The organism is Companilactobacillus hulinensis (assembly GCF_003946555.1).
In the GTDB taxonomy this organism is placed as follows: Bacteria; Bacillota; Bacilli; order Lactobacillales; family Lactobacillaceae; genus Companilactobacillus; species Companilactobacillus hulinensis.
This window is the reverse complement of the sequence record NZ_RHOO01000024.1, coordinates 16,539-40,779: the sequence shown is the minus strand read 5'-3', so window position 1 is coordinate 40,779 and position 24,241 is coordinate 16,539. Positions and strand designations below refer to the sequence as shown.

Below are 24,241 nucleotides of genomic sequence, written 5' to 3'. Positions count from 1 at the left end.
TGGCACCACGGTGATACTGTGTTAAAGTAGATATGCTCATAGTAAATGTCTTCTTTCATGGTCTGTTTAGTCACTACCATTGTAAAACATTTACTATGGGTATTTTTTTTTGATTAGGTGTTCGGATTAATTTTACAATTCACGAATTATTAAAATTTATGGAGGAAACAACAATGAAACACATAGTAGCAGGGATAGTGGCTCACGTTGACGCTGGCAAAACGACACTTTCAGAATCGTTATTGTTCCAGTCTGGTGAACTGCGTAAGTTGGGACGTGTGGATAACGGCGATGCTTTCCTCGACCCAGATAAATTGGAGAAGCAGCGTGGTATTACGATATTCTCCCATCAAGCTAGTCTACATTACGGCAACACTGAATTGACACTTTTAGATACTCCGGGACACGTGGATTTTGCTGCACAAACTGAGCAAGTGCTTAGTGTATTGGACTATGCTATTTTGGTAATTTCTGCTACTGACGGTATTCAAGGTTATACCAGAACATTGTGGAGATTGTTGCAACATTATCATGTTCCTGTATTTATCTTTGTGAATAAGATGGATGCTAACGGTGCTGATGAGCAACTGGTTCTCAGTCAGTTACAGGATGTCTTTTCTAAGGGATGTATCAGATTTGGTACCGAAATGGGTGAAGAGTCTTATGAAGAAATCGCTATGCAAGATGATAATGTCTTGGAGCAATTCTTGGATTCAGGTAGTGTTGAGGATGATGTCATTCGCGATATGATTGCTCATCGGCAAGTTTTCCCATGTTACTTTGGTTCGGCATTGAAGCAGGATGGTGTGGATAACTTTTTGGCTGGAATTGATCAATGGTCGACTGAAAGAACTTATCAACAGGATTTTGGTGCAAAAGTCTTTAAGGTCTCACATGATGAAAAAGGTGAACGATTGACTTGGATTCGGGTTACCGGTGGAGTGTTGCCTAATAAATCAATTGTTTTTGGTGAGCAAAAGGCCAATCAATTACGTATCTATAACGGTAGTAAGTACACAACTACCCAAGAGATTCCAGCTGGTGGAGTTTGTGCTATTCCTGGATTAACTGATACCTTTCCTGGCCAGGGACTTGGGAAGGAAAGGGATAGTGGAGCTCTCGAAATCCAACCTGTTTTGAATTATGCTTTAGATGTTTTGGGCAATGATGTACACACTTGTTTGACAGCATTGCGCCAATTAGAGGACGAAGACCCACAACTACATGTTTCATGGTCAAGTCATCTACAAGAGATACGTGTTCAAATCATGGGTGAGGTGCAGTTAGAGATTTTGCAACAAATAATGTTGGATCGATTCAATCTGGATATTGAATTTGGGGAAGGCAGTATTTTGTACAAGGAGACTGTGACTAAGGCTGTGGAAGGTGTCGGTCATTTTGAACCGCTACGTCATTATGCGGAAGTACATTTGTTATTGAAGCCTGAACCTGCGGGCAGTGGATTAACATTTGATACGCAATGTGACTTAGAAATTTTGAGCAAAAATTGGCAACACCAGGTGTTGACTAACCTTGGTGCTAAAGAACAATTGGGTGTTCTAACGGGTTCTCCACTGACAGATATGAGTATTACCTTAGTTGGCGGCAGATTCAGTAATGTCCACTCAGTCGGTGGGGATTTCCGTGAAGCTACTTGGAGAGCTGTACGACAGGGATTAATGGAATTGAAACAAGTCGGGGCTTGTCAGTTATTGGAGCCTTGGTATAGGTTCCGATTAGAGGTTGGAACGGATCAAGTTGGTCGTGCCATGAATGATATTCAAAGGATGAGCGGTAGTTTTGATACACCTGAAGCTGGTAGTGCGAATGAAATGACAGTTTTAACAGGGACTGCTCCAGTATCAGAGATGCAGGATTATGCACAAGAAGTTAATGCCTATACGCATGGCCAAGGACAATTCGAATGTTTGGTAGATGGATATCGGCCTTGTCATAATGCAGAAGAGGTAATTGCTGAGTTTGATTATGACCCAGTATCAGATTTGGACAATACTCCAGGTTCAGTTTTCTGCGCACATGGTGCTGGTTATCCAGTGCATTGGGATGAAGTTCCGGAGATGGCACATTTTCCATATGTTTATTCACAGGACCAATTAGATGAGATTAAATAAGCATAACAACTACTGGTTGTGGTGCTTTTTTTACACAAATTTTACGTTAAATAGGTAATCATTATATATTTGTTGTTTATAATTTTTGAATTATACATTTTTGTGGAGAATATGAGGATAAAATTATTAACAATAAATTTGAAATTGATATTTTGATTGATGAATTGACTGAGTGTCTGGAAGATTCGATAACAGGTGAAGTATTTCGAACTGAGTATGAAAAAATTGAAATGACACCTAGGTTGTCCAAAAAATTATTGAATCAGGGATGGAGATTTAATTGGGATCTGGTAGATGATAAAAATACTATTATTAAATTACATCTTAAAAATTCGTTAGCCATTGAGGGTTTGGTAGCATTCCATGAAGATGATGATTTCTTAAAGATTGATTTAGTTGAATCAGCCCCGTATAATGTCGGTACAGGAAATGGATTAAATGGAGTCGGTGGGCATCTTTTTGCGATTGCTTGTAAGGCCAGCTTTGGTTGTGGTAGTGACGGCTATGTACTATTTATTCCAAAAACAAAATTGAAAAATTATTATGTAAATAAATTAGGGGCAAAGTATACTCCGAGTGGGAATATGTTTTTAGACTCTAATGCAAGCTCTCTTTTGATAAGTAAATATATGAATACTGGTGAATAAATTGAAAATAGATAATATAGACGATCTTGTAGAAGAACATAATCGATTATTAAATGGTAATATTCCAACAATGGGTGAAGAAAGCAGGCAATTGGATAATAAATTCATTAAAGCAGTCAAATTGGTGAATGGTAATTTAACCGTTGAGGAATTTAATGAGAGAAGTAGACAATGGACGAAAAAATGATACTATTGGATGAAGTAATTGCTGAACAAAATCGGCAAATGAATGGTGTCATTCCAAAAGAAACAGAAGAACACCGTCAGATGAATGCTAAATATATCAAAGCAATCAAAGAATCTAATGGAAAAATAACATATGAAGAGCTTTGTAAAATTAAATGAGACACCACAACTACCAGTTGTGGTGTTTTTTTAATATCAAATTGACACGAAAAAATATCAGCGTGATAATGAAAATGTTAAAGAAAAATTTATATTTTACACTAATATGCCAATGCGAAGTCGACGTATTAATGCTCTAGGGGGACATTTCCATGAATAGTAAAAAGGGAATGAAATGGGCTTTATCTTGCGTTGCAACAAGTGCAGCTGTACTTTCATTCATGATTGTTTCGAGTAATGTTAATGCTGCTGAAAATGATACAACAGGAGCAGTAACAGCTAGCCAATCAGAAACACCGGTTGAAAAGACCGGAGAACAACCAGCAGGGAATGTTGGTAACGTTGATCAACCTGCTGATCCTAGTCAAAATAATACTGATGAACATAGTTCAGAATCTGGTTCAAATTTGAATGGTAATGAGGATTCATCGCAATCAGATAATCAAAAGGGCTCAACTGATGATCAACAATCAGCAGGAGCTCAAAAGGTGGCTACTGGTGCACCAATTCAATCTAGAAGTGCTGCACCGGTTGATTCGAATATTAATCCACAATCAGCAACTAGAGATAATAACGATGCTGTGAATTATGGCGGTACGTTTGCCAATGATATTAAGAATTATAGTGAGAGTGACAAAACTGGATTTAATCTACATCCAGAAGATAATGAATTAGGCTATGCTGCATACTTCCATATTTTTGCCAACGAAGCACATTTGAGTACTCATACAAATGGTAATGTTGCTACTGGTTTGCTTGATGGACAAGTGAACTTTGGTACTAATATTAAAGAAGAGCTTGTTGATTATGATGTTTCATATATTCAAAAAATTTCAAAAATTGCTGGAAGTTCATTCGTATCGGGTGGAAGCAATCGTCAAAACAAAATTGTTTTTGGTAATGGAATAGCAATCGATGTATCTAATCCAGATAGACCATTGGTAACTTTTGGTGATAATGATGAGCAAGTATACATCGATCATTTGAAGGCTAAAGAGACTTTCCAGGACAAAGCAGGTCAACCGGTATATATTGACTTTGCTGACATGTTTAATAATTATCTTGAACCAAAATCACAAGAGTTGGCTACAAGAGAACCAAGTACGTTTGAGTCAGGCAAAAAAGCATTAATTACTAATAGTCAGTTTGAAGACAATAATAATCGTGTTATCGATTTGATGGATATGACACCTGACAAGGATAATCAGATTGTTATTTATCTATCACCTGATGTTTTGCAACAAAGTACGCCATTGACTATTAGAGGATTAGCAAGTCTTCCCGAAGGCCCAACCGTAATTCTCAATGTTGATACTCAAGGAAGCAATCTTCCACTAAATCAATCAAACAACCAACAATATACTGTTGGTTCACAAATAAAAGTCATTTACGATGATGGTAATGACAGAAATAACCATGAGACTGAATACTTTGGTGATAATCACTTATTGTGGAATTTCTATGATAGTACGGCTTCAGATAAATTGTTTGATGGAAACATTGACTTCAACAACACATTCCAAGGTAGTGTTCTTGCACCCAAGGCTGACGTAACGGTTCACCATAACCTAGATGGTAATATTGTTGCTGATAAGGTTAATATCAAGGGTGAGTCTCATAGATGGGATCTCCAAGATAACGCTACTCAAGAAGAAGAAGAGGAAGACAAAGAGGGCGAAGAGGAAGAAGAAGACAAGGATGACAAAGAAGAGGGAGAAAAACCTGAAGAGGAGTTTCAAACTATTAAGCCTCTTCCAATTGAAGTTGAGCCTGATTTAGGAGTTGATCCTGGAGAGCCAGAAGAACCCGGTGAATGGGAAGGTACTCCAGATCCAGACCCAGAGGAACCTGGTGAAGAAGGTAATTGGGAGAAGCCTGGAGAACCAGGAATTCCTGCTACTCCTTGGGAACCTGACGATGAAGATAACAATGGTGGCAATACCGAAGAACCTGACAACCCAGGTACTGAGACGCCAGGTAAACCAGGAATAGATGTTGAAGAACCTGGTGAACCCGACAAACCTGTAACGATCCCCGGTTAAGTTCCTGGTATTCCAGATTATCCAGAAGTAGATACTGATGGAGATGGAATTCCTGATACACCAGTTACATTACCTGGAACTGAAGCACCAGTTAATGAAGTATCAAATGACACAAATGCTTCAAGTTCTAATTCAGCTTCAACAAGTACTAGTGAAGGAACATTTCCTCAAACAAATGCATCAAATGGTGGAATCTTAAGTATCTTGGGATTAGCCTTGATGTCATTCTTAGGATTGTTCGGATATAAACGCAAACAAAATTAATATGTGATACAAAAAATAGGACTCGCAGTTTGCGAATCCTATTTTTTGTGCGTCCCTGTTAATAAGTAATTCAATCCTGGAATCAAGCTAATGATCCAAATAATTAATGTTGAAAGTGCTGCTACGGCAATGTAACGAATAAAGGTTGAGGCTAGTCCGCCAAATGGAAGAATTGACATGAACCAAGGTTCCAAGTATAGAATCAGCAAATTGTGAATTAAGTAAATTCCGAATACAAGTGGTGCTAGGAATTCAAAGACACGAATTACTTTTTCAGATTTGATACGTTCTCCCCATTTTTGTAACAGAATGTAAGCTGGAATTGACATCAAGGGGATGAAGATTGAAGTTACATAGTAGCCATTGTAAGCATCGAAGATTTTGGGAACCATTTCTGAGATAAAATTACCGGCAAATCCGAACACTAGCATCATGATCCATAGACCGATATTGCTGTACTTGTGGATATCAATTTTTGTTAGTAAATATCCAAGAATAAAGTATCCTGTAAATCCTCCAACGAGGAAGAAGTTGGCGACAGGGTAGATTGTTAATGCGTTAGTCCAGTTCTTGGGTACCATCACAGCAATCGATGGCAGCAGTGAATTCGTTACCAGCCAAATTGCCATAGTATACAATAGCATCTGCTTGCTGGCGTTCTCAGTAAATTCTTTGATGATTGGTGATAAAATGTACACACCAACTAGTGGATACATGAACCAGAGAGTTGGGGATGTTGGTTGGTATAACATCATTTTCATTGCTGCAAGTACATTATGAGCTGACAATGAATGTGCGTAGATACCGACAACAATTGGTGAAATTATTGACCAGAGTACGAATGGAATTACCACACGTGGAACTCGCTGCTTCCAGGTGTAGCTGATTGATTTGGTTTTTTTGCTGTTCAACAGCAGTGCACCCGATATCATGAAGAAGACCGGCACACTGATATGTGCAAAATAATTTAGAATTTTGGTAATTTGCCATTGACCACTGCCAATGTTCAGGGTAGTGTCGATAGCTGATACGTGAATGAAGATAACTAGAAATATTGCGATAACACGAATAAAGTCTAGAAAAAAGATACGTTTACTTTTTCTCATTGAATTTCCCTCCGAATACTTATCTAATAATAAGTTAAATAGAGAAAAAAATGAAGTATTCGTATATGATATAATAACGAAGTAAAATTATTGATTGGAAGATATTAATTATGCGAGTAGGAGAATCTCCTGGAACAGACTTAGTCAGGTACATTATTTGGATTATTTTTGCCGTAATTACACTAAGTTTAAAAAATATAACCGCAACAGATAAAGGCTTGAATGTGATCTTAGCTGTAGTATTCTTTGCAGTTGGAATTGTCTTTACATTCTTGATGACGAGAAGATATTTACGTGAAAGACGTTCGTTCTCTGATAATCCTAATGGATTTATGAGTTCGTTAGTTTCAAACATTGGATTAGTAACATTGATGATTATTCTGGTTTGTGCACTAAGAATTATGATCAGTTATCTACAAGTTACTGGTAAGTTGCCACAGTTTAAGAACGATGATGTTATGAGTTCTGACCAAAAAGTATTTGCTTTTAATATGATTGCGAATGTGTTCATTATTACTATTCAGCAACAGTTGGTTCAAACTGGGTTTTTCTTTAATTATTTCTTTAGAAAGAGTACACCAAGCAATGCCATTATTGGGATCGTCTTTAGTGGTATTATCGGTGGTTTGATCAGTTTGCCAGGTTCATTATTGCAATTCTTCATGATGATGGCTCTGGGGTGGTGTTATGCATTGACATATCTTTATACTCAAGATGAAAAGATGTCGATGTTGGTTGCCATTGTAAGTTCTATTGTTGGTACGATTTTAATTTGAATTTGATGATCCGTTGATGAGGTTTTTACCTTGTTGGCGGTTTTTTTGTTTGGTTTTTGTGATCTACAGATGAATAGTAATTATTAAATTCTGTGGGTCTAAATATTCTTAACAGCAATTTATTTCAAAGAAAGTAGTTTTGAAAATAATGTGGCTTTAGTTGTACTGTACTGCTGAATTGAGTTTACGACTATTACATAAATAGAGAATTACTGTTAAAGGAACGATAAGTAGCATCACTGGGTAGAAGAATTTGAGTGGAAAAATAGTTGGTAGAATTCCACCAATGATGGGTCCAAGTGACATACCAATATCGGTTCCCAAATAATAAGTGGCATTAGCAAGTCCTTGCTCTTCCAAGGGGGCTAATAAGAGAGCAGTTGATTGGGAAACAGAAACCATGATTCCAAAGCCGACTGCCATTAATCCAGCTGCCAGAATCATTTCAAAGTTATTCTGCATTATGGTTAACAGTGTTATATAACCAATTGTTGCAATTATGCAGATAGAGAACCAAATACCAAATGAAATAGTATCAAAATAATTTTTTAATAGAATTCGAATAACAATCAAGATAAGTGAGTAACTTAGGAAGAATAGACTTACGGTAATATTCAAATGGCGTTCTTGAACGTACATGACAATATCGGCTTGAGTAACAAAGTAAGGAATAGACAATAGTGAAAAAATTATTGCTACCGGTAATGCATCTCGTTGAATAATCTTAAAGTGCTGAGCTTCTAATTTAACAGATGGTTTTGCACGGTTATTGATCAATTGTATTACAACCACCATAGCTACTGCACTTAAGGCAGCTAACAATATAATGAATTTGTATCCTAGAAGTTGATAGATGCTGATGGCTAGTGCTGGGGCAATCGCCATTGCAAGGGCATTTAATAATCCGTAATATCCCATCGCCGCTCCAAGATGTTGCCGTGGGACTAGAAAGGCCATCCAAGTTGCTAGGCAAACGGTACATAAAACGAAACCTACACCATTGACGATTCTAAAAGCTAATAGCAACGAAGCATTGGAAGCAAAAAGGTATCCCAAATCACTAATTGCGCACAAACTACCGCCGACTAGTGCTAAACGATATTTGGAAATTCGATCGGTTAAATTCCCAGCAAATGGTCTTAATAACATTGAAGTAATGCTCATAGTTCCCACAATAATGCCGGCAAAAGTACTATGGATTCCTAGATTACGGGCATATCCATTCATTAGTGGGTTGACTGCCTGAATGCTAAATTGATAAAAGAAAGTTGCTAACATGACACAAATAATATCCCTTGAAAAAAACGAAAATTTCTTTGTCAAAACTTATTTTTCCCCTTTGAAATCTATTTTGGGCAAATAAAAAGGGTGGTTATAAACACCCCTTTTGTAAATACTAATTATGGACGAGCGATACCTTTAAATAGTTGTAGCACGGTTTTGGCATGTTCAACTCCGTTATAAGGTCTCTGACCGATGTCTTTGATGACTAATTGATCTGCCTTCACTGGCGACCATAATTTTTCATGCTGATCAGTAGCAAAGTTAATTAATGTTTGACTAATAAAGCTATCACGGTCGAGCTGTTCTTGACTAGCATTGGGTGCAGCTTGACCTACAATACCGTACATATCAGTACCATGGTATGCAGGATCCCCCTCGGCTGGTCCAACACTTAGTTGATAGACACGCCCACCAGCTTGAGCATGATCGTGTGCTTCTCTAATAGCTGGTAAGGTGAAATTATAATCTGTAAAGAAGCGAGTTCTGACGTTAAGTGGTGAATCTTCGCCAGCTCCACAATGTAAGGCGATAGCCTCAGCTTGTTTGCGTGGAATATGGCAGTCATAAACCATTTCATCAATTACAGCTTCGATAGTTTTGGGATCAACATTATCCGGAATGTTGGCTGCATACCAGCTGGCTTCTTCTGTTGTTGAAGTTATTATTAAGTCGGTGTCTTTATGTTCACCACTTTTGATAACATCAGCAGGGTGAGCTTTTAAAATACCATTTGGTAAAAATTCATCATCAACAATTCCAATTGAAAGTGTGTTTAAATTGCCACGTTTCAAAACGTCAGTTGGCAAAACTTTATTGACGGCATTGATCAGTGATTTGGAATCAACTGTTAATAACTCTTCTGGTGAAGTTAATTCCAGTTCCTTTAAAGTTTTAGCCGCCAATTCTTCGGCCCACCAGGCTGGGATATAACGTGCAGCATATCCAGAAAATGCTGCTAATTTGTTATATAATCCGTCAGCTTCAGGTACAGCTAAGAGAGTTAGTAGTGAAAATGAACCGGCACTATGACCTGTAAGAGTAACTTGATTAGGGTCACCACCGAATAATCCGATGTATTGTTGAATCCACTTTAAGGCTACGATCATATCTTGCAAACCTAAGTTACTGGCATCTTTAAACTTTCCACCATATTGTGATAATTCAAGCCAACCAAGTGGTCCAAGGCGGTAATTAATTGAGACGCCGATAACTTTACCGCTAGCAACTAAGCCAGATAAATCCGATGTATCTTGAGAATTAGCACCATAAGTCCAACCACCACCATGGATATAAACGACGACTGGTAGTTTTTCTTGAACATTATCTGGAGCCCAGATATTAAGATTCAAGCAGTCTTCACTTTCACCTTTGTCGGAATTTAAAAAAGCAGGATCTGTTACTTGAACTGATGCTGGCCCACTTTGACTATATTCATGGTTGGGGTCGAATGGTACAATTTGAACTTTTTGGAATCGGCTAGCAGTACCGTAAGGTATCCCGAGCCATTCCTGAACGTTATTAAATTTTTTATTAGGATGTGACATGTTAAATTCCTTCTTCCGCATTTTTGTATCGCTTTAGTTCATTATTTGTTCATTGTAAACTGTACCGTAACGTTACAGTCAAGAAGAATTTTAATGGTTTGTTTTATAAGTTAATTTTGTGAAGATAATACGAACTAGTCGGAAGGAATGAAAATAATCACCCGCTATGGCAGTGTTGTTATGGCTTTAGCCATTACAACACCGGACGTGTTTGGAGACTTGCCGAACTTTGCAAGGCTTCAAACCGAAATCCGAGACCGAACTATGGCTCGGGTAGGTCCGCATAGCGGGTGATTATTCTCATTCCTGGAGACGGAAAACAAAAAAAGACTTGAAGAAAAATGCTCTTCAAGTCTTTACACATAATTTACATTAAATTAATCGAACCTTTACATTGCCGCATTAAAATTTTGATAGAGGGCAATGATTATGGGATTATCACATATTTCGATAGCTATGTTTCTCTTCCAAATCTTCGAAGCAGTTTTAATAGTACAGGTTTCAAGGTCACGCTCCATGATGACATTGTTGTTTCTGATGATGCTCGATTCACTATTTGTGGACAATGTATTATTACCGCTAATGGTAATTTTCATTATGGGAGTTATTTTAACGTATCTTGGCTACACTCGTCGAAGCAAGTTGCAACTAGTTTTTGGCTTGGCAACTTGTACTTCTCTGGCAAGTATTCTGTTATATGAAACCTATCTAGTTGCAGAAGAGGTTTCATAACTAGTTAGTTATCTTTGTGTGCTCCAATAATGGAGATGGTTCTTTTTCAACACATAATGTTAGATTATGCATAGCACGGGTACAAATTGTGTATAGCGTATCGCGACTTCTCGAATCAGGATAGTTGGCTGCGGAAATATCGTGTCCAATAACGGCATCGAATTCTAATCCTTTGGCCAGATAAATTGGCATGACTAAGATGCCCTTTGGAACTGAACGGAAGCCGGCATCAACCAAGGTGACTAATGATTCATCACCGAAGTGAGTATAGACTTGTTCGGCTTGTGCCTGGTTTCTAGTTAAAATAGCCACCGTTTCGTATTCATCAGTCAAATCACGTGCGGTTTGTTTTAGTCCCATGTAGTAGTCAGTTTCATCGTCAAAAATCTTAACGGTTGGTGTTTCGCCTTTTCTCGAGAACGACTTAACTTCATCCGCATTTGGTAATAATGACTTGGCGAAGTTAGTGATTTCAGCGGTGGAACGATAACTTTGATTCAAGGTAATAGTTGTGACTTTCTTACCTTTGTACAGTTCACAAATGGCGGTAATGACGTCCTTATTACGATATGAACTTGTCAGGACATCCTGTGCACGGTCACCTAGTAGTGTCATTTTGGCATTCGGGAAAGAGTGAGAAATGTACTTCAGTTGTGCCATTGTGTAATCTTGAATCTCATCGATGAAGATGTGTTGGATATTGTGATTGATACCATTGTCAGTTATGAAATCACGTAAATAAAGAATAGCTACGGCGTCACTCAAGCCTAGTTTATGAGCTTCCACACTTTGGTCGATTGATTCGATCATTGTTTGCCAAACACTGTCAGAAACAATATTTTGGCGCATATTATCTAGTAAGAAAACATATTCTTTGTATGGATCAAAGAAATAATTATTGATCAGAGCATTGTAAATAGGAGCGTAACGTTCCTTCAGGAATTCTTCAGCGATAATTGAACGCTGATTAGTTGATTCCTCAATATTGTGATCAGTAATGATTTGTTGGAAGTCCTCATCGTTTAGATTATCGATTTCCGCTTGAACCCAGTCTTCATCACGATCATTGTGAATGCGACGTTTCAGACGTTTAATTAGGATATTCTTAGTCTTGAGGAAGCGGTCAGGAATGCTGAAAGCTGTATTTTGCTTGTCATATATTTCTGAGATTTCTTCTTTGGTGAAGAATGGTTTACCTTCGAAGATAATATCTTCGAAGTACAAAGTGTGTTCTTTGTTTTCTTTTTCAGTTTGTTCCAGTGTTTCAAGGAATTCGGCACTTTCTTTGAACAAACGAATGTTAATTGTAGTCTGAGGTAGATTATGCTCGTCTTTTTCGTAACGGTCGAATAGTGTTTCAACTTGAATACCAGTCAGACGTAGTGAAATGAATTCATTAAGGGTGACCTGGCGCATGTTTCTTTCACCCAAACTTGGTAGAACTTCAGAAATATAGTTACTGAATAGTCTGTTTGGTGAGAATAGAACAATTTTGTCGGCATCCAAAGTTGAACGACTGTGGTATAGCAGGTAGGCTACACGTTGCAAGATAGCTGAGGTCTTACCACTTCCGGCAACACCTTGAACCAGTAGAACATCCGAGTGTGTATCGCGAATAATAGTGTTCTGTTCATGTTGAATAGTTGCGACAATATTCTTCATATATTCGTCGCTGTATTCGCTAAGAACAGATTGCAGAATTTCGTCTCCAACAGTTTCGTTGGTATCGAACATGTTGCGAATCTTGTTGTGGATGATCTGGAATTGGCGTTTCTTTTTTAAATCTACCTCAGCTTTACCGGTTGGGGTAGGATAGCTGACTTTTCCAAGGACACCATTGTAATAGATACCAGAAATAGGGGCACGCCAGTCATAGATCAGGAATTCTCCGTCGTCGTCTTGAAGCGTAGATGTTCCTATATATAGTGTGTCTTCTTCGCCATCTTCAACAATATCAATTCGTCCGAAGTATGGAGAACCTTGCAGGTTTTCTAGTTTTAATTTGTTTGATTCGAGAATGTTTTCATTTTCAACGGCCAAGGCAACCAATTGTTTCTGTTGCTGAACAGAAGCATTAGTTTCCATTTGGTCATCGACTTCAAAGGTATTAACTTTGGTATTTTCACCGTAATTACGGTAAATGTTATGTGTTTCGGTATGAGCTTTTTCGAGATTTTCTGTAGCACGGTTGATCTTATCGTCAATCTTTTGTGCGATTTCATTAACTCGAGTTTGTTCTTCTTCTTTAGTTTCGTTAACGGTCATAAATTACCTCTCATTGACAATTTGGTCATTATTAATTATGCTTATAGCAATTAAAGTACATTAAAGCATAAGCATTTTTGAGTACTAATTCAAGTAAGTTGTATCAGAGAATGACTTCAAGGCTGAAAAAGTCATCGCTCTTGGATTGGAAACTGGGTATGGGTTGCTACCTTACAGCTAATGAGTGGTAGAGAAATTCTACAAAACAGGTGGCACCACGTGCAAGCGTCCTATTGATATATTTATATCTTTAGGCGCTTTTTTTATGCAGAGAATGAAGAAAAACGATAGTATTTGAGTACTGCCTAAGATAATGATTTCAGCGTGTAACTCTGATGTTATTATCTGTAGCAGGCGCAGAATACTGTTTTTCGTAATTCGTTTTGTTTTGATGATATTAAATGGAGGAAACAATATGAAAACAAATACAATTTTAACAGGTGATCGTCCAACTGGTAAGCTTCACATCGGACATTACTTAGGTTCATTGAAGAATCGTGTCAAATTACAAAACGAAGGCAAGTATAACATGTTTATCATGATTGCGGACATGCAAGCCTTCACTGATAATGCTAGAAATCCTGAAAAAGTTCGTAACAGCTTGATTCAAGTTGCTTTGGACTATTTATCTGTTGGAATTGATCCAGCTAAGACAAATATTTTGGTTCAATCACAAATTTCAGCATTGAACGAATTGACTATGTATTACTTGGATATTGTTAATGTTTCTCGTTTGGAAAGAAACCCAACCGTTAAGTCAGAGATCCAACAAAAAGGTTTCGGTCAAAGTATCCCTGCTGGATTCTTAACATATCCAGTTAGTCAAGCAGCTGATATTACTGCTTTCAAGGCTGATACAGTTCCCGTTGGTGATGATCAGGAACCAATGCTTGAACAAACACGTGAAATTGTTCGTTCATTCAATAGTATCTACAACACAGATACATTAGTTGAGCCAGAAGGTGTCTTCCCACCTAAGGGACAAGGACGTCTTCCTGGTACTGATGGCAATGCTAAGATGAGTAAGTCAATCGGTAACTGTATCTACTTGTCAGATCCAGCTGATGTGGTAACTAAGAAGATCATGTCAATGTATACAGACCCTGATCACGTTCACGTTGAAGATCCCGGTAAAATTGAAGGCAATACAGTATTTACATATCTAGATGCCTTCGCAGATGACAAAGCCAAAGTCGCTGAATTGAAGGAACAATATCAAGCCGGTGGACTAGGTGACGTCAAAGTTAAACGTTACTTGAATGATGTATTACAAGGAGTACTAGAACCAATTCGTGCACGCCGTGCTGAGTACGAAAAGGATATTCCTGGAGTTTACCAAATTCTAAAAGACGGTAGTGACCGTGCTAACGAAGTTGCTAACCAAACATTAGCCGAAGTTAGAGCCGCCATTGGTGTTAATTATTTTGACGATTTAAAGTAGAGAGCGCAGGAATCTGGCTTCTGCAGCTCGTTTAGGAAGTAAAATTGCCGGGAGATTCTGAGCATTACCTAGGATAATGAAGGTGCCACGTAGTGGTGCATTTATTATTCGTAGTAAGCGCAGGAATCTGGCTTCTGCAGCTCGTTTAGAAAGTGAAATTGCCGGGAGATCCTAAGTGAGCACAGAGTTCTGGCTTCCATAATTCATTTAAATAAAACATACTTAAAAGATGGTGATAGCAAAATATCACCATCTTTTTTTGTACTTGCAAATATGGAAACAGTTTCATCAAAATATATGGTATCTAACTCTTGATTTTGTCAACAGTTGGGTATAGCATATTTTTTGTTGCTATTTAGAAATATATTTTTAATTTTATGAGGTGAACAATGGACGACTACGATTTGATAGGCTTTGCGGTTAGATTTATGATGCAACGCAAGCGGATTATATCAGCTTTTTTGAAAGGAACCGATTTCAATCCTGCCGATTGCATAATAATGATGATTGTTACGAAACACCCTGGATATAATCAAGAAAAGATTAGTGAAGCTACTTTATTCGATGGAGCAATTGTTGCCCGATCAATGAAAAAGCTGGAACAACAGGGATTTGTAACTCGAGAAGTTGACGAAAGCAATCGACGTAGAAAAATTGTCCAAGCTACTGAAACAGGAAAAGAGTTTGGTAATAAACTTAGAGCGGCATTTAGAGATTCTAACAAGGCCATTTATTCTGGAATCACTGAGGATGAACAAGAGCAATTGAAGATCATTCTCGCAAAAGTTTATGCCAATCTCGATAAGGTCAAAATTCCCGATATTAATAAATAGATACGAAAAAATGAAAGAAGGAAATATTATTATGACAAATGGTGGTGCACACTTAGATGTCAACGGCAAGCCATTCAACCGTAATTTGTTAGTTATGGTTTTACTTGTCGGTACATTCTGTACTGTTTTGAACGGTACTATTTTAACTACCGCATTTCCAACTTTGATGAAGGAATTCAACGTTACAACATCTGATGTTCAGTGGTTGACTACTGGATTCTTGATGGTTAACGGTATTATGATTCCAGTTACTGCTTGGTTAAGCACTAACTTCAGTAACAAGATTCTGTATATTGTTGCGATGTCTACATTCTTAGTCGGAACAATTATGTGTTTTACAGCTCCAAACTTTGGAACTATTCTTGCAGGTCGTTTGATCCAAGCGGTTGGTGTTGGTATTACAATGCCACTGATGCAAGTTATTATGCTTTCAATATTCCCAGCTAATCAGCGTGGTACTGCCATGGGATTGGGTGGATTGGTTATCGGACTTGCTCCAGCCATCGGACCTACATTGTCTGGTTGGATCATCGATAACTTCACATGGCGTGATTTGTTCGGAATGATCATTCCTATCGTTGTGATCGTATTGATTTTGGCCTTTGTCTATATGAGACCAGTTATTCAAACAAAGAGAACTAAGCTTGATGTTCTATCCCTAATCCTTTCAACTGTTGGGTTTGGTTCAGTTCTATATGGATTCTCATCTGTTGGTGACAATGGTTGGGGTTCACCAATTGTTCTAAGTACTATTATTGGTGGTGTTATCGTCATTATCTTGTTCGGTTACCGTCAACTTAAGATGAAGACACCGTTCTTGGAATTACGTGTCTTTAAAGTTAAGAAGTTCGCAGTTGCTGCAGCTTTATCATCTGTAACTAACATGGCCATGGTCGGTGTTGAAATGATCTTGCCATTATATCTACAGATTGTTAAGGGTATGAGTGCGTTCCATTCTGGATTGACACTTCTACCTGGTGCTATTTTGATTGGTGTTATGAGTCCTATCACAGGACGTGCCTTTGATAGATTCGGACCTAAGGATCTAGCTCGTATGGGTATGTTCTTACTTACTGCTGGTACAATTCCATTCTTATTCTTAACTAAAACAACACCAATTTTAGATATCGTTGTATTATACATGGTTCGTATGTTCGGTATTTCGATGGTCTTGATGCCTGTTACAACTGATGGTATGAACGCATTGCCATTTAACTTGATGAGTCATGGTACTGCTGTTAATAACACTGTTCGTCAGGTGTTCAGTTCAATGGGTACAGCTATCTTGGTCAGTGTCTTGACTAACGTTACAAATACTGACAAGCCTGGCAAAGGTTTATTAGCTTCAGATCCACTTAAATACGCTGATCACTTCTTTAATGCTACTTTGAGTGGGTATCATGCAGCCTTTGGTGTTGCTATTCTATTCTGTGTGATTGCTTTGGCTATTACATTTATGGTTAGAAATGACACTAAGTCTAAAGAAGTCGATATTGAAAAAATGAGTGAAATGGCAGGTGACAAATAATGGTTATTATTTCAATTCTTATTTGTGCCGTATTATCTTATTACTTCGCAGTTTTTATTCAGAACAAAAAAGTCGGCTATACATTAGCTGGAATCTTCATAGTTATATTTATTGGAAGTATCGTCTTATTAGTATCAAATGAATATGGTCATTTTGGTATGAAGAAGGTAACTTCTGAAAAGACTGAACAGATTCAAACTGTTCAAAAGGGTAACAATATTTTGCTTTATAAAGAATTAGGTACTAGCGGTAAGGAAAATGTGTATATTTATCGCACACCAGAAACTGCCAAAGCTAAGAATCCTGATCACACTAAGGCAAAACTTCATGTTACAAACAAAGTCAAGAAGGGTTCAAGTTCAAATACTTTAACTTCTAAGACTACTCGCTGGGAATACAAGAATGGTTTCTATTCATTCTTATTCAGTATTTCTGGAAATAACAAGGAGTTCATCAAACAATCTAATACATTCCACATTGGGGATGATTGGATTGTCTTGAGTACAACTCAAGCTACTAAGTTGAGTAAAGAAATGAAGAGTAAAAAAGTTCAAGCTCAAATGGGGTCCGAAGGTGAGGCTTATGTCAAAGCTGCAGTCACAAAAGCAATGATGGCTAATCCAACCATGACCTCAGCACAACAAAAGCAAGTTATGCAACAAGCTCAAAAAGAGTTTAAAGCACAAGCAATGGCTAAGATTGTGGAAGAAGTTACTAAGTAAAAATATCAGAGAGCGGAGAAGCACGGGAGATTCTGAGCACTACCTAGGATAATAAAGGTGCCACGTAGTGGCGCATTTATTGTCCGTAGTAGGCGCAGGAATCTGTGCTTCGTAGCTCGTTTAAGAAGAGGATCGTAGGATCTCCCCATTTTGGGAGAATCACCTTACGATTCTTTTTTAATGTTCATATTAAAAGTTTGTAGCGATACCGTGATATAATTGGTGACGTTATTTCAAAGGAAGACTTGGAATTTAATTCTAAGTCTTCCTTTGATGCTATGTTAAGTACAAAATGATACTTGACGTTTTTGCCCAACAATAAATAAGCAGCTTGATTAAAATTGGAGGTCCACATGGTAGTAAGTAAGTCAGAAGATAGCTTGGTTGATTTAACTCAATCAGTTCATAAACAAATGAGTAAGTATAAAGTCCAACAGATAAAAGCAGTTCTAGAATTATTAGATGAGGGTAATACCGTGCCGTTTATTGCTCGTTATCGTAAGGAACGCACCGGTACTTTAGATGAAGTTGCTATTCGTGATATTGAAGATGAAGCACGTCGATTGATGAAGTTAAACCAACGTCGTAATGACGTCATTAACTTGATTCAAGAACAGGGCAAGTTGACACCTACATTAAAGAAACAACTTGAAGAAGCGACGGTATTACAAAAAGTTGAAGATTTGTATCTTCCATATAAACAAAAGAAGCAGACCAAAGCTAGTATTGCTCGAGAAGCTGGATTAGAGCCCTTAGCAAATTGGTTATTAAGTTTTCCATCGAATGGTTTGAATAACAAAGCCAGTTCTTTTATTAATGCTGGTAAAAATTTACCAGATTTAGAGTCGGTTTGGGCTGGAGTTAATGAAATTCTAGCCGAAAGATTCAGTGAAAAAGCTAGTTTTCGTGAGTGGATAAGAGGGTATACTTACCAAAATGGTGAATTGACTAGCAAGGTGAAACGTGGTGCTAAAGAAAAGGATGAGGGACAAACTTACGAGACATATTATGATTTTCAGCAATCATTGAAACAAATTCCTCCATATCGAGTATTAGCTATTAACCGTGGAGAACGTGAAAAAATATTGACTGTCGGTATCTCTGTCGATACTGATAGAGTTTTGAATTTTGGATATTCTCGAATAATTGGTAACCATCAAGGCCCAGCTGTAGAAAAAGTTAAGATAGGCTTTGCGGATGCGTACAAACGATTTATGGGACCAGCTATTGCAAGGGAAATTCGTCGTAAGTTATCTGACCAAGCGAATGAACATGCAATTAAAGTTTTTGGAAATAACTTATATCATCTTTTAATGGCGTCACCATTGAAAGGCAAAGTTGTTATGGGATTTGATCCAGCTTATCGAACAGGCTGTAAATTAGCAATTATCGACGCTAATGGACAGTTCTTAACTAAACAAGTAATCTATCCTCACAAACCGGCAAATAAAGAAAAACAGGCTGCGGCTAGTACAGAATTTAAGAAGTTACTTGAAGATTATCAAGTTGAAATGATTGCTATTGGGAATGGAACTGCTAGTCGAGAATCAGAAGAGTTTGTCAGTGGAATTTTAAAAACTCTAAAACGTCCGGTTTATTATGTGATTGTTAATGAAGCAGGCGCTTCAGTGTATTCAGCCAGTGCCAATGCTCGTGCAGAGTTTGGCAATCTTCATGTTGAGGAACGTTCAGCAATTAGTATTGGTCGCCGATTGCAGGATCCGCTGGCTGAATTGATAAAGGTTGATCCTAAGGCAATTGGTGTGGGGCAATATCAACATGATGTTCCTGAAAAAGACCTAGATGAACAATTGGACCGGGTTGTAGAAACAGCTGTGAATCAAGTAGGCGTTAACGTTAATACAGCAAGTCCAGAATTGTTGACTCATATTTCTGGGTTGACCTCAACTACCGCAAAAAATATCGTAAAGTTTCGAAATGAACAAGGTTCCTTCGATAATCGTGAATCCTTAAAGCAGGTTCCTCGATTGGGTCCCAAGGCTTATCAACAATCGGTTGGATTCTTAAGGATTATTTCTGGAAATGACCCACTGGATAATACTGATATTCATCCGGAAAGCTATGCAGCTACACGGAAATTATTCAAGGGAATTGAAATGTCCACTGAATCAATTGGTACTGCTGAACTTCATCAAAAGTTGGTTAAGTTGGATAAGCGTGAGTGGACTCAAAAGCTGAATATTGGAGAGGAAACTCTAACTGATATTATTGAGGGATTGAGTAAACCAGGACGAGATCTTCGTGATAATATGCCGGCACCATTGCTCCGACAAGATGTCTTAACTATGGCTGATCTTAAGCCAGGGATGGAACTTCAGGGTACGGTTAGAAACGTGATTGATTTTGGTGTATTTGTTGATATTGGAGTTAAACAAGACGGATTGGTCCATATTTCACAGTTGGCCGATCGATATGTTAGTGATCCAAGTACGGTAGTAACAATTGGCGACATTGTGACTGTTTGGGTACTTAGTGTCGATGAGACTCGTAATCGTATTCAACTAACGATGCTTGGAAATAAGGTTAATAATTAAATTTAGTCAAAATAATAGAGTCACTGTCCACCTGAACGATAAAGTGGATAGTGGCTCTATTTCTTTCTATAACCAAGCTATACATCTCGTCCCGAATAACCAGACAAATACTTTCGACAAACCAAATCAATCAGAGTAAAACATAGTCTGAAAATGAGAACAAAGAGTTCCAATTATTTTGAGGATTAATAGTCGTTAGCGACAGTTATTTGGAAGTAATTAATATGAAGAATAAATATGGAATCTTTTTATATAGTGGACTATTGGCAGCGGTATTGATCAGCACCCAGCCGGTTGCAACAGGTATTGGACCATCAATTGTATCTGCGGAAACTTCTCAGGCAACTACAACTTCAATTAAAGTTGGAGTTGTGAAGACTCATGGTGTGACATCGTTGTACAAAAAAGATGGTCAACAAGTTAAGAATCGCGCGTTGGCAGCTGACACACTTTGGTTAACTGATAAGGAATTAACGTTTAATGATCAGAGATACTATCGTGTTAGCACGTCTGAATATGTGAAGGCCAGTGATGTTTCGTTGAATTACGGCAAATCCACTAGTGGGATTATTCGTGTTAAAAGTGATGGGGCAAAGAAATACAAGAGAGCCTATAGTGATTTTGAAGCTATTGATGATGTTGATTTAACTGCTGGTTCAGTTTGGAAATACAATCGTATCGACGAATTTGGCGGATTGAAATTTTATCAAATTGCCGATGATGTTTGGATCAATAGTGATGACGCCACAACCGCCGATTATTATCAGAATCCCAGCGGTTGGCTACAGATTTCTAACAGTCAAATTCAACCAGTGGGAAATGTTGGTTATGACCTCTATAGTGGTGTTGAAGGTGTGAAAGTCTGGCTGGTCAGAGGTTATTTTGGACTTTCAAATCATCATACAATTTATGATGCTGAGCTTGCTAGTGACGTCAGAAGTTTCCAGTCTCGTCATGGATTACCAGTCACTGGTATTGTCGATCTACAAACTTGGGAAGCTATGGGATTCTCTAGTTCGCAATGGTATGGGATTGATTCATATGTGTCTCCATTACAAACAAATACCAATAGTAGTAGAACTGACCACGTTAATGCAATGATTGATCAGGCAGAAAAATACGTTGGTCTACCTTGGATTTCTGGGGCATCAAGTTCACCTGCGTATGGTGTTGATTGTTCTGGATTAGTAGTTCAAGCAATGTACGCATCGGGAATCAATCCAGAGCCAGTTTCATCTATTCAACACGCCCAGCCGGGTAATGAATGGAACAGTAGATTGCTATGGGCTGACTCAAGAATTCACCAAGTTAGTTTTGGTGATCGTCAAAGAGGCGATTTGATTTTCTTCGCCGATCCAGCGACAGGAGTTGTTTGGCATGTCGGTATTTTGACTGACGCTAATGACATGGTCGATTCATATGGTCCCTATGTTGGTAACTCTTCTATCTATAGTAATAAAGGATTAATCGTTGGTGTGAAACGTATTTTTTACTAAAATTTGAAAAAGCTGCAATCTCATTTAAACGAGACTGCAGCTTTTTGATTAGGACGTCATAACATCTGACATGGTCCATGTTAACGTTCCAGTATATTTTCCAGGTTTGGTATCGGAATTGAGATTTAATTTCCAAGAACCAGCACCGATGTAACTTGTCAGATCCTCATCGTTAGTGAAGCTGTTGGGACTTATTGATATTCCATCAGATGTTATCCGTGTCCATATACCATCGTTGGTTGAAGGATTATTGCGAACTTTTAGGAACATCAATCCATCGGCCGTCGGCGTTAACGTGTCGCCATTGCTATTGTGCATTTGCGTATCGGGATTGTCATTGTCGTAGGCAACTGAGACCGAATATTTATTGCTGTCATTACGTTTGGTTTTTAATTCACCGATAGTAGCGATATTAGTAAGTGTTTGAATTTTCCCAGCAAAATTTGTCTGACCAAACTCTATCGCTTGCGGAACTTTTTCAAAACCATCTGAGGAAGTTTTGACTGATAGATCCGCATTGTTAGTGGAGATATCGTTTATTTCCGTCCCAGAGCTTGTTGCTCCACCGGTCATAGTAGCAATATTGGAAGTTGGGTTACTAGCAGCACTATTAACCGTAGCGGGAAACTTGATGGTCAGATTTTGACCTGGCAAAATTTTATCAATCCAAGCATCAAAGTGACGTGGATTAGTTGCTGTGAATGAAGTTTGTCCATTAGAATTTGGATCAGTGTAGATTGTATATATGGGTTCGCCAACTTTTCCATCGATACCTGTGGGTAGAGTTTCATGGATAAAAGCCCCATCTGTCAGATAGTTGGAGCTATTTCCACTGACTGCAAATTTGATAAGATATTCAACCTCGTCACCGATATCCGCATTGGTTTTATTACTATAAGTTGTTTCACCTTTGGTAATGTTTCTGACTTGCTTGGTAAATGTATAATCAAAATTAGATTTTTCCACCGGAATGTCGACTGAAGCAGTGTAGGTTTTGTCAGTGGCGTTAGGGATGTTCATATCTATACCGGTAAATGAACCAGTGTTGGTTATTGTTGAACTTGTGGCATCAGGCGTGATAGTTGCTTCAAATGTGACTATGACATCTTTACCATCAGTTATTGTGTAATTTGTTGGAACAGTTAAAGTTGAATTCTCGTAGGTTGAATCTACATTGACCAGGCCAGATGTTGGAGTTTCCATTTTTACGGAATTTGGATCTAGTTGTAATCCGGCTGGTAGTTTGTCAGATAATGATTTGTAATTCCATTTCGATCCGTAACCATTATTTGACATTTTTAGATTGAATCTTAATTTATCACCAACACGGTTTTTACCGTCGGTACTTGTTTCGTTTTCGAAATTCTTTTTTGTTTCAAGCATGGCATATGTTTGTTTGATAACACCGATTGCTGAAGAATAGTGTTTGATTTCTCCAGGCTGAATGGTGTCATAAGGCCATTTTAATGTATAAGAAGAATCTTGCATGTTATACAATGGATCTCCGTAGTTGTAACCGAATCGCTCATCACCTTGACCAGAGAAGTTATCGGGGCTGAAACGTGATACCCAATTAGATCCGAATGATTGACCAGTATAACTTGTGAATCCATCTTTTAGGGTATTGCTCACAACTAACTGATAATCATTATCCGACATGTAGAATCCTTCTCCATGTCCCAAATCGTAAAGTGGAATTCGATCGTTTGCACTTAACTTTGTGTCTTCAGCGAATAGAACACCGTATGATTGTGCATGAGAATTATTATTTTTTAAATACAATTCTCGTTGTATAACTGGTAAGCCACTGGGGGATGGTCTTAGAACTACTTCAACGCGTAAAGGATCTTGTTCAGTAGAGGAATTCTTTTGGATTAGATTACCGAAAACTCTGTATGCGGGATGATTATTAGAGTCAGTTCCTGTTGAGTATCCCTTGTTGTTCATATTTAATAATAGTGAATAGTTCTTAACATTAATGTTGTTTGTATCTTTGTTTGGAACAATCATGAAGTCCGGTGATGTAGGCGATACAGTCTCACCTGGACCACCAGTTGAGTGATATCCAGCTTGATATGTGGAAGGGATATACTTTGTTCCATTCTTTAGGAAAACATTGATTTTAGAGAAACGTGTATTAGATCCTCCATCTCCAGTTGAAGGTTTACCAACATCCCAATCGCCTCCAGTTGTGACATTTCCGTTTGCGTCTTGTGCCAGTCCCAATGCATAGCCTAAGGATAAGTTATTCCCAATAGGAATGTTACCAACCTCATTGGGACGTTGATTAGTATTATTAGTAGACCAGGTAATCCCATCATCGAACTCATTGGCTTTAACCGTACTATAAATACCAGCGAACATTATAATTGCAATTAAAAAGTTTAAAATCAATAAAATCTTACGGATCTTCTTGTTGAGCATAGGGTACTCCTTCAAAAGAATGTGAAGATGATTTAATCAAATACTTTTTCATGTCATGACGTAAACATTATAACGTTTGATTGGTGCAAAAAGTAGGCCAAATAT

18 protein-coding genes and 1 pseudogene are annotated in these 24,241 nt (G+C 38.0%); 14 read left to right on the top strand and 5 right to left on the bottom strand.

Annotation, left to right across the window (positions count from 1 at the left end):
- Positions 1-173: 173 nt before the first annotated feature.
- From EKM66_RS10540 to EKM66_RS12935, 6 genes and pseudogenes are all read left to right on the top strand, one after another.
- Complete coding sequence (locus tag EKM66_RS10540) at positions 174-2,132, top strand: GTP-binding protein (protein ID WP_125764388.1); 1,959 nt, start codon at positions 174-176, stop codon at positions 2,130-2,132.
- Between the two features lie 152 nt (positions 2,133-2,284).
- Positions 2,285-2,779, top strand: a complete 495-nt coding sequence (locus tag EKM66_RS10535) for a hypothetical protein (RefSeq protein ID WP_125764386.1) — start codon at positions 2,285-2,287, stop codon at positions 2,777-2,779.
- A 1-nt stretch (position 2,780) separates the two neighbouring features.
- The gene (locus EKM66_RS10530; protein WP_125764384.1) at positions 2,781-2,966 is read left to right on the top strand and encodes a hypothetical protein; all 186 of its coding nucleotides are present in this window, start codon (positions 2,781-2,783) and stop codon (positions 2,964-2,966) included.
- Positions 2,951-3,124, top strand: a complete 174-nt coding sequence (locus tag EKM66_RS12630; protein ID WP_164505129.1) for a hypothetical protein — start codon at positions 2,951-2,953, stop codon at positions 3,122-3,124. The genes EKM66_RS10530 and EKM66_RS12630 overlap by 16 nt, the downstream gene beginning before the upstream one ends.
- A 152-nt stretch (positions 3,125-3,276) precedes the next feature.
- The gene (locus tag EKM66_RS12625; protein WP_164505128.1) at positions 3,277-5,166 is read left to right on the top strand and encodes a collagen-binding domain-containing protein; all 1,890 of its coding nucleotides are present in this window, start codon (positions 3,277-3,279) and stop codon (positions 5,164-5,166) included.
- 177 nt (positions 5,167-5,343) lie between these two features.
- Positions 5,344-5,430: pseudogene (locus EKM66_RS12935) on the top strand (LPXTG cell wall anchor domain-containing protein); the annotation flags it as partial.
- A gap of 38 nt (positions 5,431-5,468) precedes the next feature.
- On the opposite strand, the gene EKM66_RS10515 reads toward EKM66_RS12935, so the two are convergent.
- The gene (locus EKM66_RS10515) at positions 5,469-6,536 is read right to left on the bottom strand and encodes an acyltransferase (RefSeq protein ID WP_125764383.1); all 1,068 of its coding nucleotides are present in this window, start codon (positions 6,534-6,536) and stop codon (positions 5,469-5,471) included.
- 110 nt (positions 6,537-6,646) lie between these two features.
- On the opposite strand from EKM66_RS10515, the gene EKM66_RS10510 reads away from it, so the two are divergent.
- The gene (locus tag EKM66_RS10510) at positions 6,647-7,312 is read left to right on the top strand and encodes a CPBP family glutamic-type intramembrane protease (protein WP_125764381.1); all 666 of its coding nucleotides are present in this window, start codon (positions 6,647-6,649) and stop codon (positions 7,310-7,312) included.
- 156 nt (positions 7,313-7,468) lie between these two features.
- Here the strand turns inward: EKM66_RS10510 and EKM66_RS10505 are convergent, their stop codons facing one another.
- Positions 7,469-8,635, bottom strand: coding sequence for an MFS transporter (locus EKM66_RS10505; protein ID WP_125764379.1), 1,167 nt, complete (start codon positions 8,633-8,635; stop codon positions 7,469-7,471).
- A 77-nt stretch (positions 8,636-8,712) separates the two neighbouring features.
- A complete protein-coding gene (locus tag EKM66_RS10500) occupies positions 8,713-10,140 on the bottom strand; it encodes a carboxylesterase family protein (RefSeq protein WP_125764377.1) in 1,428 nt (475 codons plus the stop codon).
- A 516-nt stretch (positions 10,141-10,656) separates the two neighbouring features.
- On the opposite strand from EKM66_RS10500, the gene EKM66_RS12620 reads away from it, so the two are divergent.
- Positions 10,657-10,872, top strand: coding sequence for a hypothetical protein (locus tag EKM66_RS12620; protein WP_164505127.1), 216 nt, complete (start codon positions 10,657-10,659; stop codon positions 10,870-10,872).
- Here EKM66_RS12620 and helD read toward each other — a convergent pair whose 3' ends face one another.
- Positions 10,873-13,137 carry an RNA polymerase recycling motor HelD gene (gene helD, locus EKM66_RS10495; protein ID WP_125764375.1) on the bottom strand — a complete coding sequence of 755 codons (2,265 nt, stop codon included), beginning with the start codon at positions 13,135-13,137 and terminating at the stop codon, positions 10,873-10,875.
- Between the two features lie 415 nt (positions 13,138-13,552).
- Between helD and trpS the strand changes: the two genes are divergently transcribed.
- The 6 genes from trpS (at position 13,553) to EKM66_RS10465 (ending at position 21,712) form a co-directional block, all read left to right on the top strand.
- Positions 13,553-14,578 (top strand): tryptophan--tRNA ligase, encoded by a 1,026-nt coding sequence (trpS, locus tag EKM66_RS10490; protein WP_125764373.1) that lies wholly within the window; start codon positions 13,553-13,555, stop codon positions 14,576-14,578.
- Positions 14,579-14,967: 389 nt separating this feature from the next.
- Entirely contained in the window at positions 14,968-15,411 is a 444-nt protein-coding gene (locus EKM66_RS10485) for a MarR family winged helix-turn-helix transcriptional regulator (RefSeq protein ID WP_125764371.1), read from the top strand.
- A gap of 10 nt (positions 15,412-15,421) precedes the next feature.
- Entirely contained in the window at positions 15,422-16,939 is a 1,518-nt protein-coding gene (locus tag EKM66_RS10480) for an MDR family MFS transporter (RefSeq protein WP_225426597.1), read from the top strand.
- Entirely contained in the window at positions 16,939-17,661 is a 723-nt protein-coding gene (locus EKM66_RS10475) for a DUF4811 domain-containing protein (RefSeq protein WP_125764369.1), read from the top strand. Before EKM66_RS10480 ends, EKM66_RS10475 begins: the two co-directional genes overlap by 1 nt.
- A 353-nt stretch (positions 17,662-18,014) precedes the next feature.
- Positions 18,015-20,216, top strand: coding sequence for a Tex family protein (locus EKM66_RS10470; protein ID WP_125764367.1), 2,202 nt, complete (start codon positions 18,015-18,017; stop codon positions 20,214-20,216).
- Positions 20,217-20,440: 224 nt separating this feature from the next.
- The gene (locus EKM66_RS10465) at positions 20,441-21,712 is read left to right on the top strand and encodes a peptidoglycan-binding protein (RefSeq protein WP_125764365.1); all 1,272 of its coding nucleotides are present in this window, start codon (positions 20,441-20,443) and stop codon (positions 21,710-21,712) included.
- Positions 21,713-21,760: 48 nt separating this feature from the next.
- Here EKM66_RS10465 and EKM66_RS10460 read toward each other — a convergent pair whose 3' ends face one another.
- Positions 21,761-24,136 carry an isopeptide-forming domain-containing fimbrial protein gene (locus tag EKM66_RS10460; RefSeq protein WP_125764363.1) on the bottom strand — a complete coding sequence of 792 codons (2,376 nt, stop codon included), beginning with the start codon at positions 24,134-24,136 and terminating at the stop codon, positions 21,761-21,763.
- Between the last annotated feature and the right edge of the window lie 105 nt (positions 24,137-24,241).

What these genes read in the sequence shown, in the direction of transcription:
- EKM66_RS10540 (WP_125764388.1), top strand. Translation starts at nt 174, where the DNA reads ATGAAACACATAGTAGCAGGGATAGTGGCTCACGTTGACGCTGGCAAA.
- EKM66_RS12630 (WP_164505129.1), top strand. Translation starts at nt 2,951, where the DNA reads ATGGACGAAAAAATGATACTATTGGATGAAGTAATTGCTGAACAAAAT.
- EKM66_RS12625 (WP_164505128.1), top strand. Translation starts at nt 3,277, where the DNA reads ATGAATAGTAAAAAGGGAATGAAATGGGCTTTATCTTGCGTTGCAACA.
- EKM66_RS10515 (WP_125764383.1), bottom strand. Translation starts at nt 6,536, where the DNA reads ATGAGAAAAAGTAAACGTATCTTTTTTCTAGACTTTATTCGTGTTATC.
- EKM66_RS10510 (WP_125764381.1), top strand. Translation starts at nt 6,647, where the DNA reads ATGCGAGTAGGAGAATCTCCTGGAACAGACTTAGTCAGGTACATTATT.
- EKM66_RS10500 (WP_125764377.1), bottom strand. Translation starts at nt 10,140, where the DNA reads ATGTCACATCCTAATAAAAAATTTAATAACGTTCAGGAATGGCTCGGG.
- EKM66_RS12620 (WP_164505127.1), top strand. Translation starts at nt 10,657, where the DNA reads ATGATGACATTGTTGTTTCTGATGATGCTCGATTCACTATTTGTGGAC.
- helD (WP_125764375.1), bottom strand. Translation starts at nt 13,137, where the DNA reads ATGACCGTTAACGAAACTAAAGAAGAAGAACAAACTCGAGTTAATGAA.
- trpS (WP_125764373.1), top strand. Translation starts at nt 13,553, where the DNA reads ATGAAAACAAATACAATTTTAACAGGTGATCGTCCAACTGGTAAGCTT.
- EKM66_RS10485 (WP_125764371.1), top strand. Translation starts at nt 14,968, where the DNA reads ATGGACGACTACGATTTGATAGGCTTTGCGGTTAGATTTATGATGCAA.
- EKM66_RS10480 (WP_225426597.1), top strand. Translation starts at nt 15,422, where the DNA reads ATGAAAGAAGGAAATATTATTATGACAAATGGTGGTGCACACTTAGAT.
- EKM66_RS10475 (WP_125764369.1), top strand. Translation starts at nt 16,939, where the DNA reads ATGGTTATTATTTCAATTCTTATTTGTGCCGTATTATCTTATTACTTC.
- EKM66_RS10470 (WP_125764367.1), top strand. Translation starts at nt 18,015, where the DNA reads ATGGTAGTAAGTAAGTCAGAAGATAGCTTGGTTGATTTAACTCAATCA.
- EKM66_RS10465 (WP_125764365.1), top strand. Translation starts at nt 20,441, where the DNA reads ATGAAGAATAAATATGGAATCTTTTTATATAGTGGACTATTGGCAGCG.
- EKM66_RS10460 (WP_125764363.1), bottom strand. Translation starts at nt 24,136, where the DNA reads ATGCTCAACAAGAAGATCCGTAAGATTTTATTGATTTTAAACTTTTTA.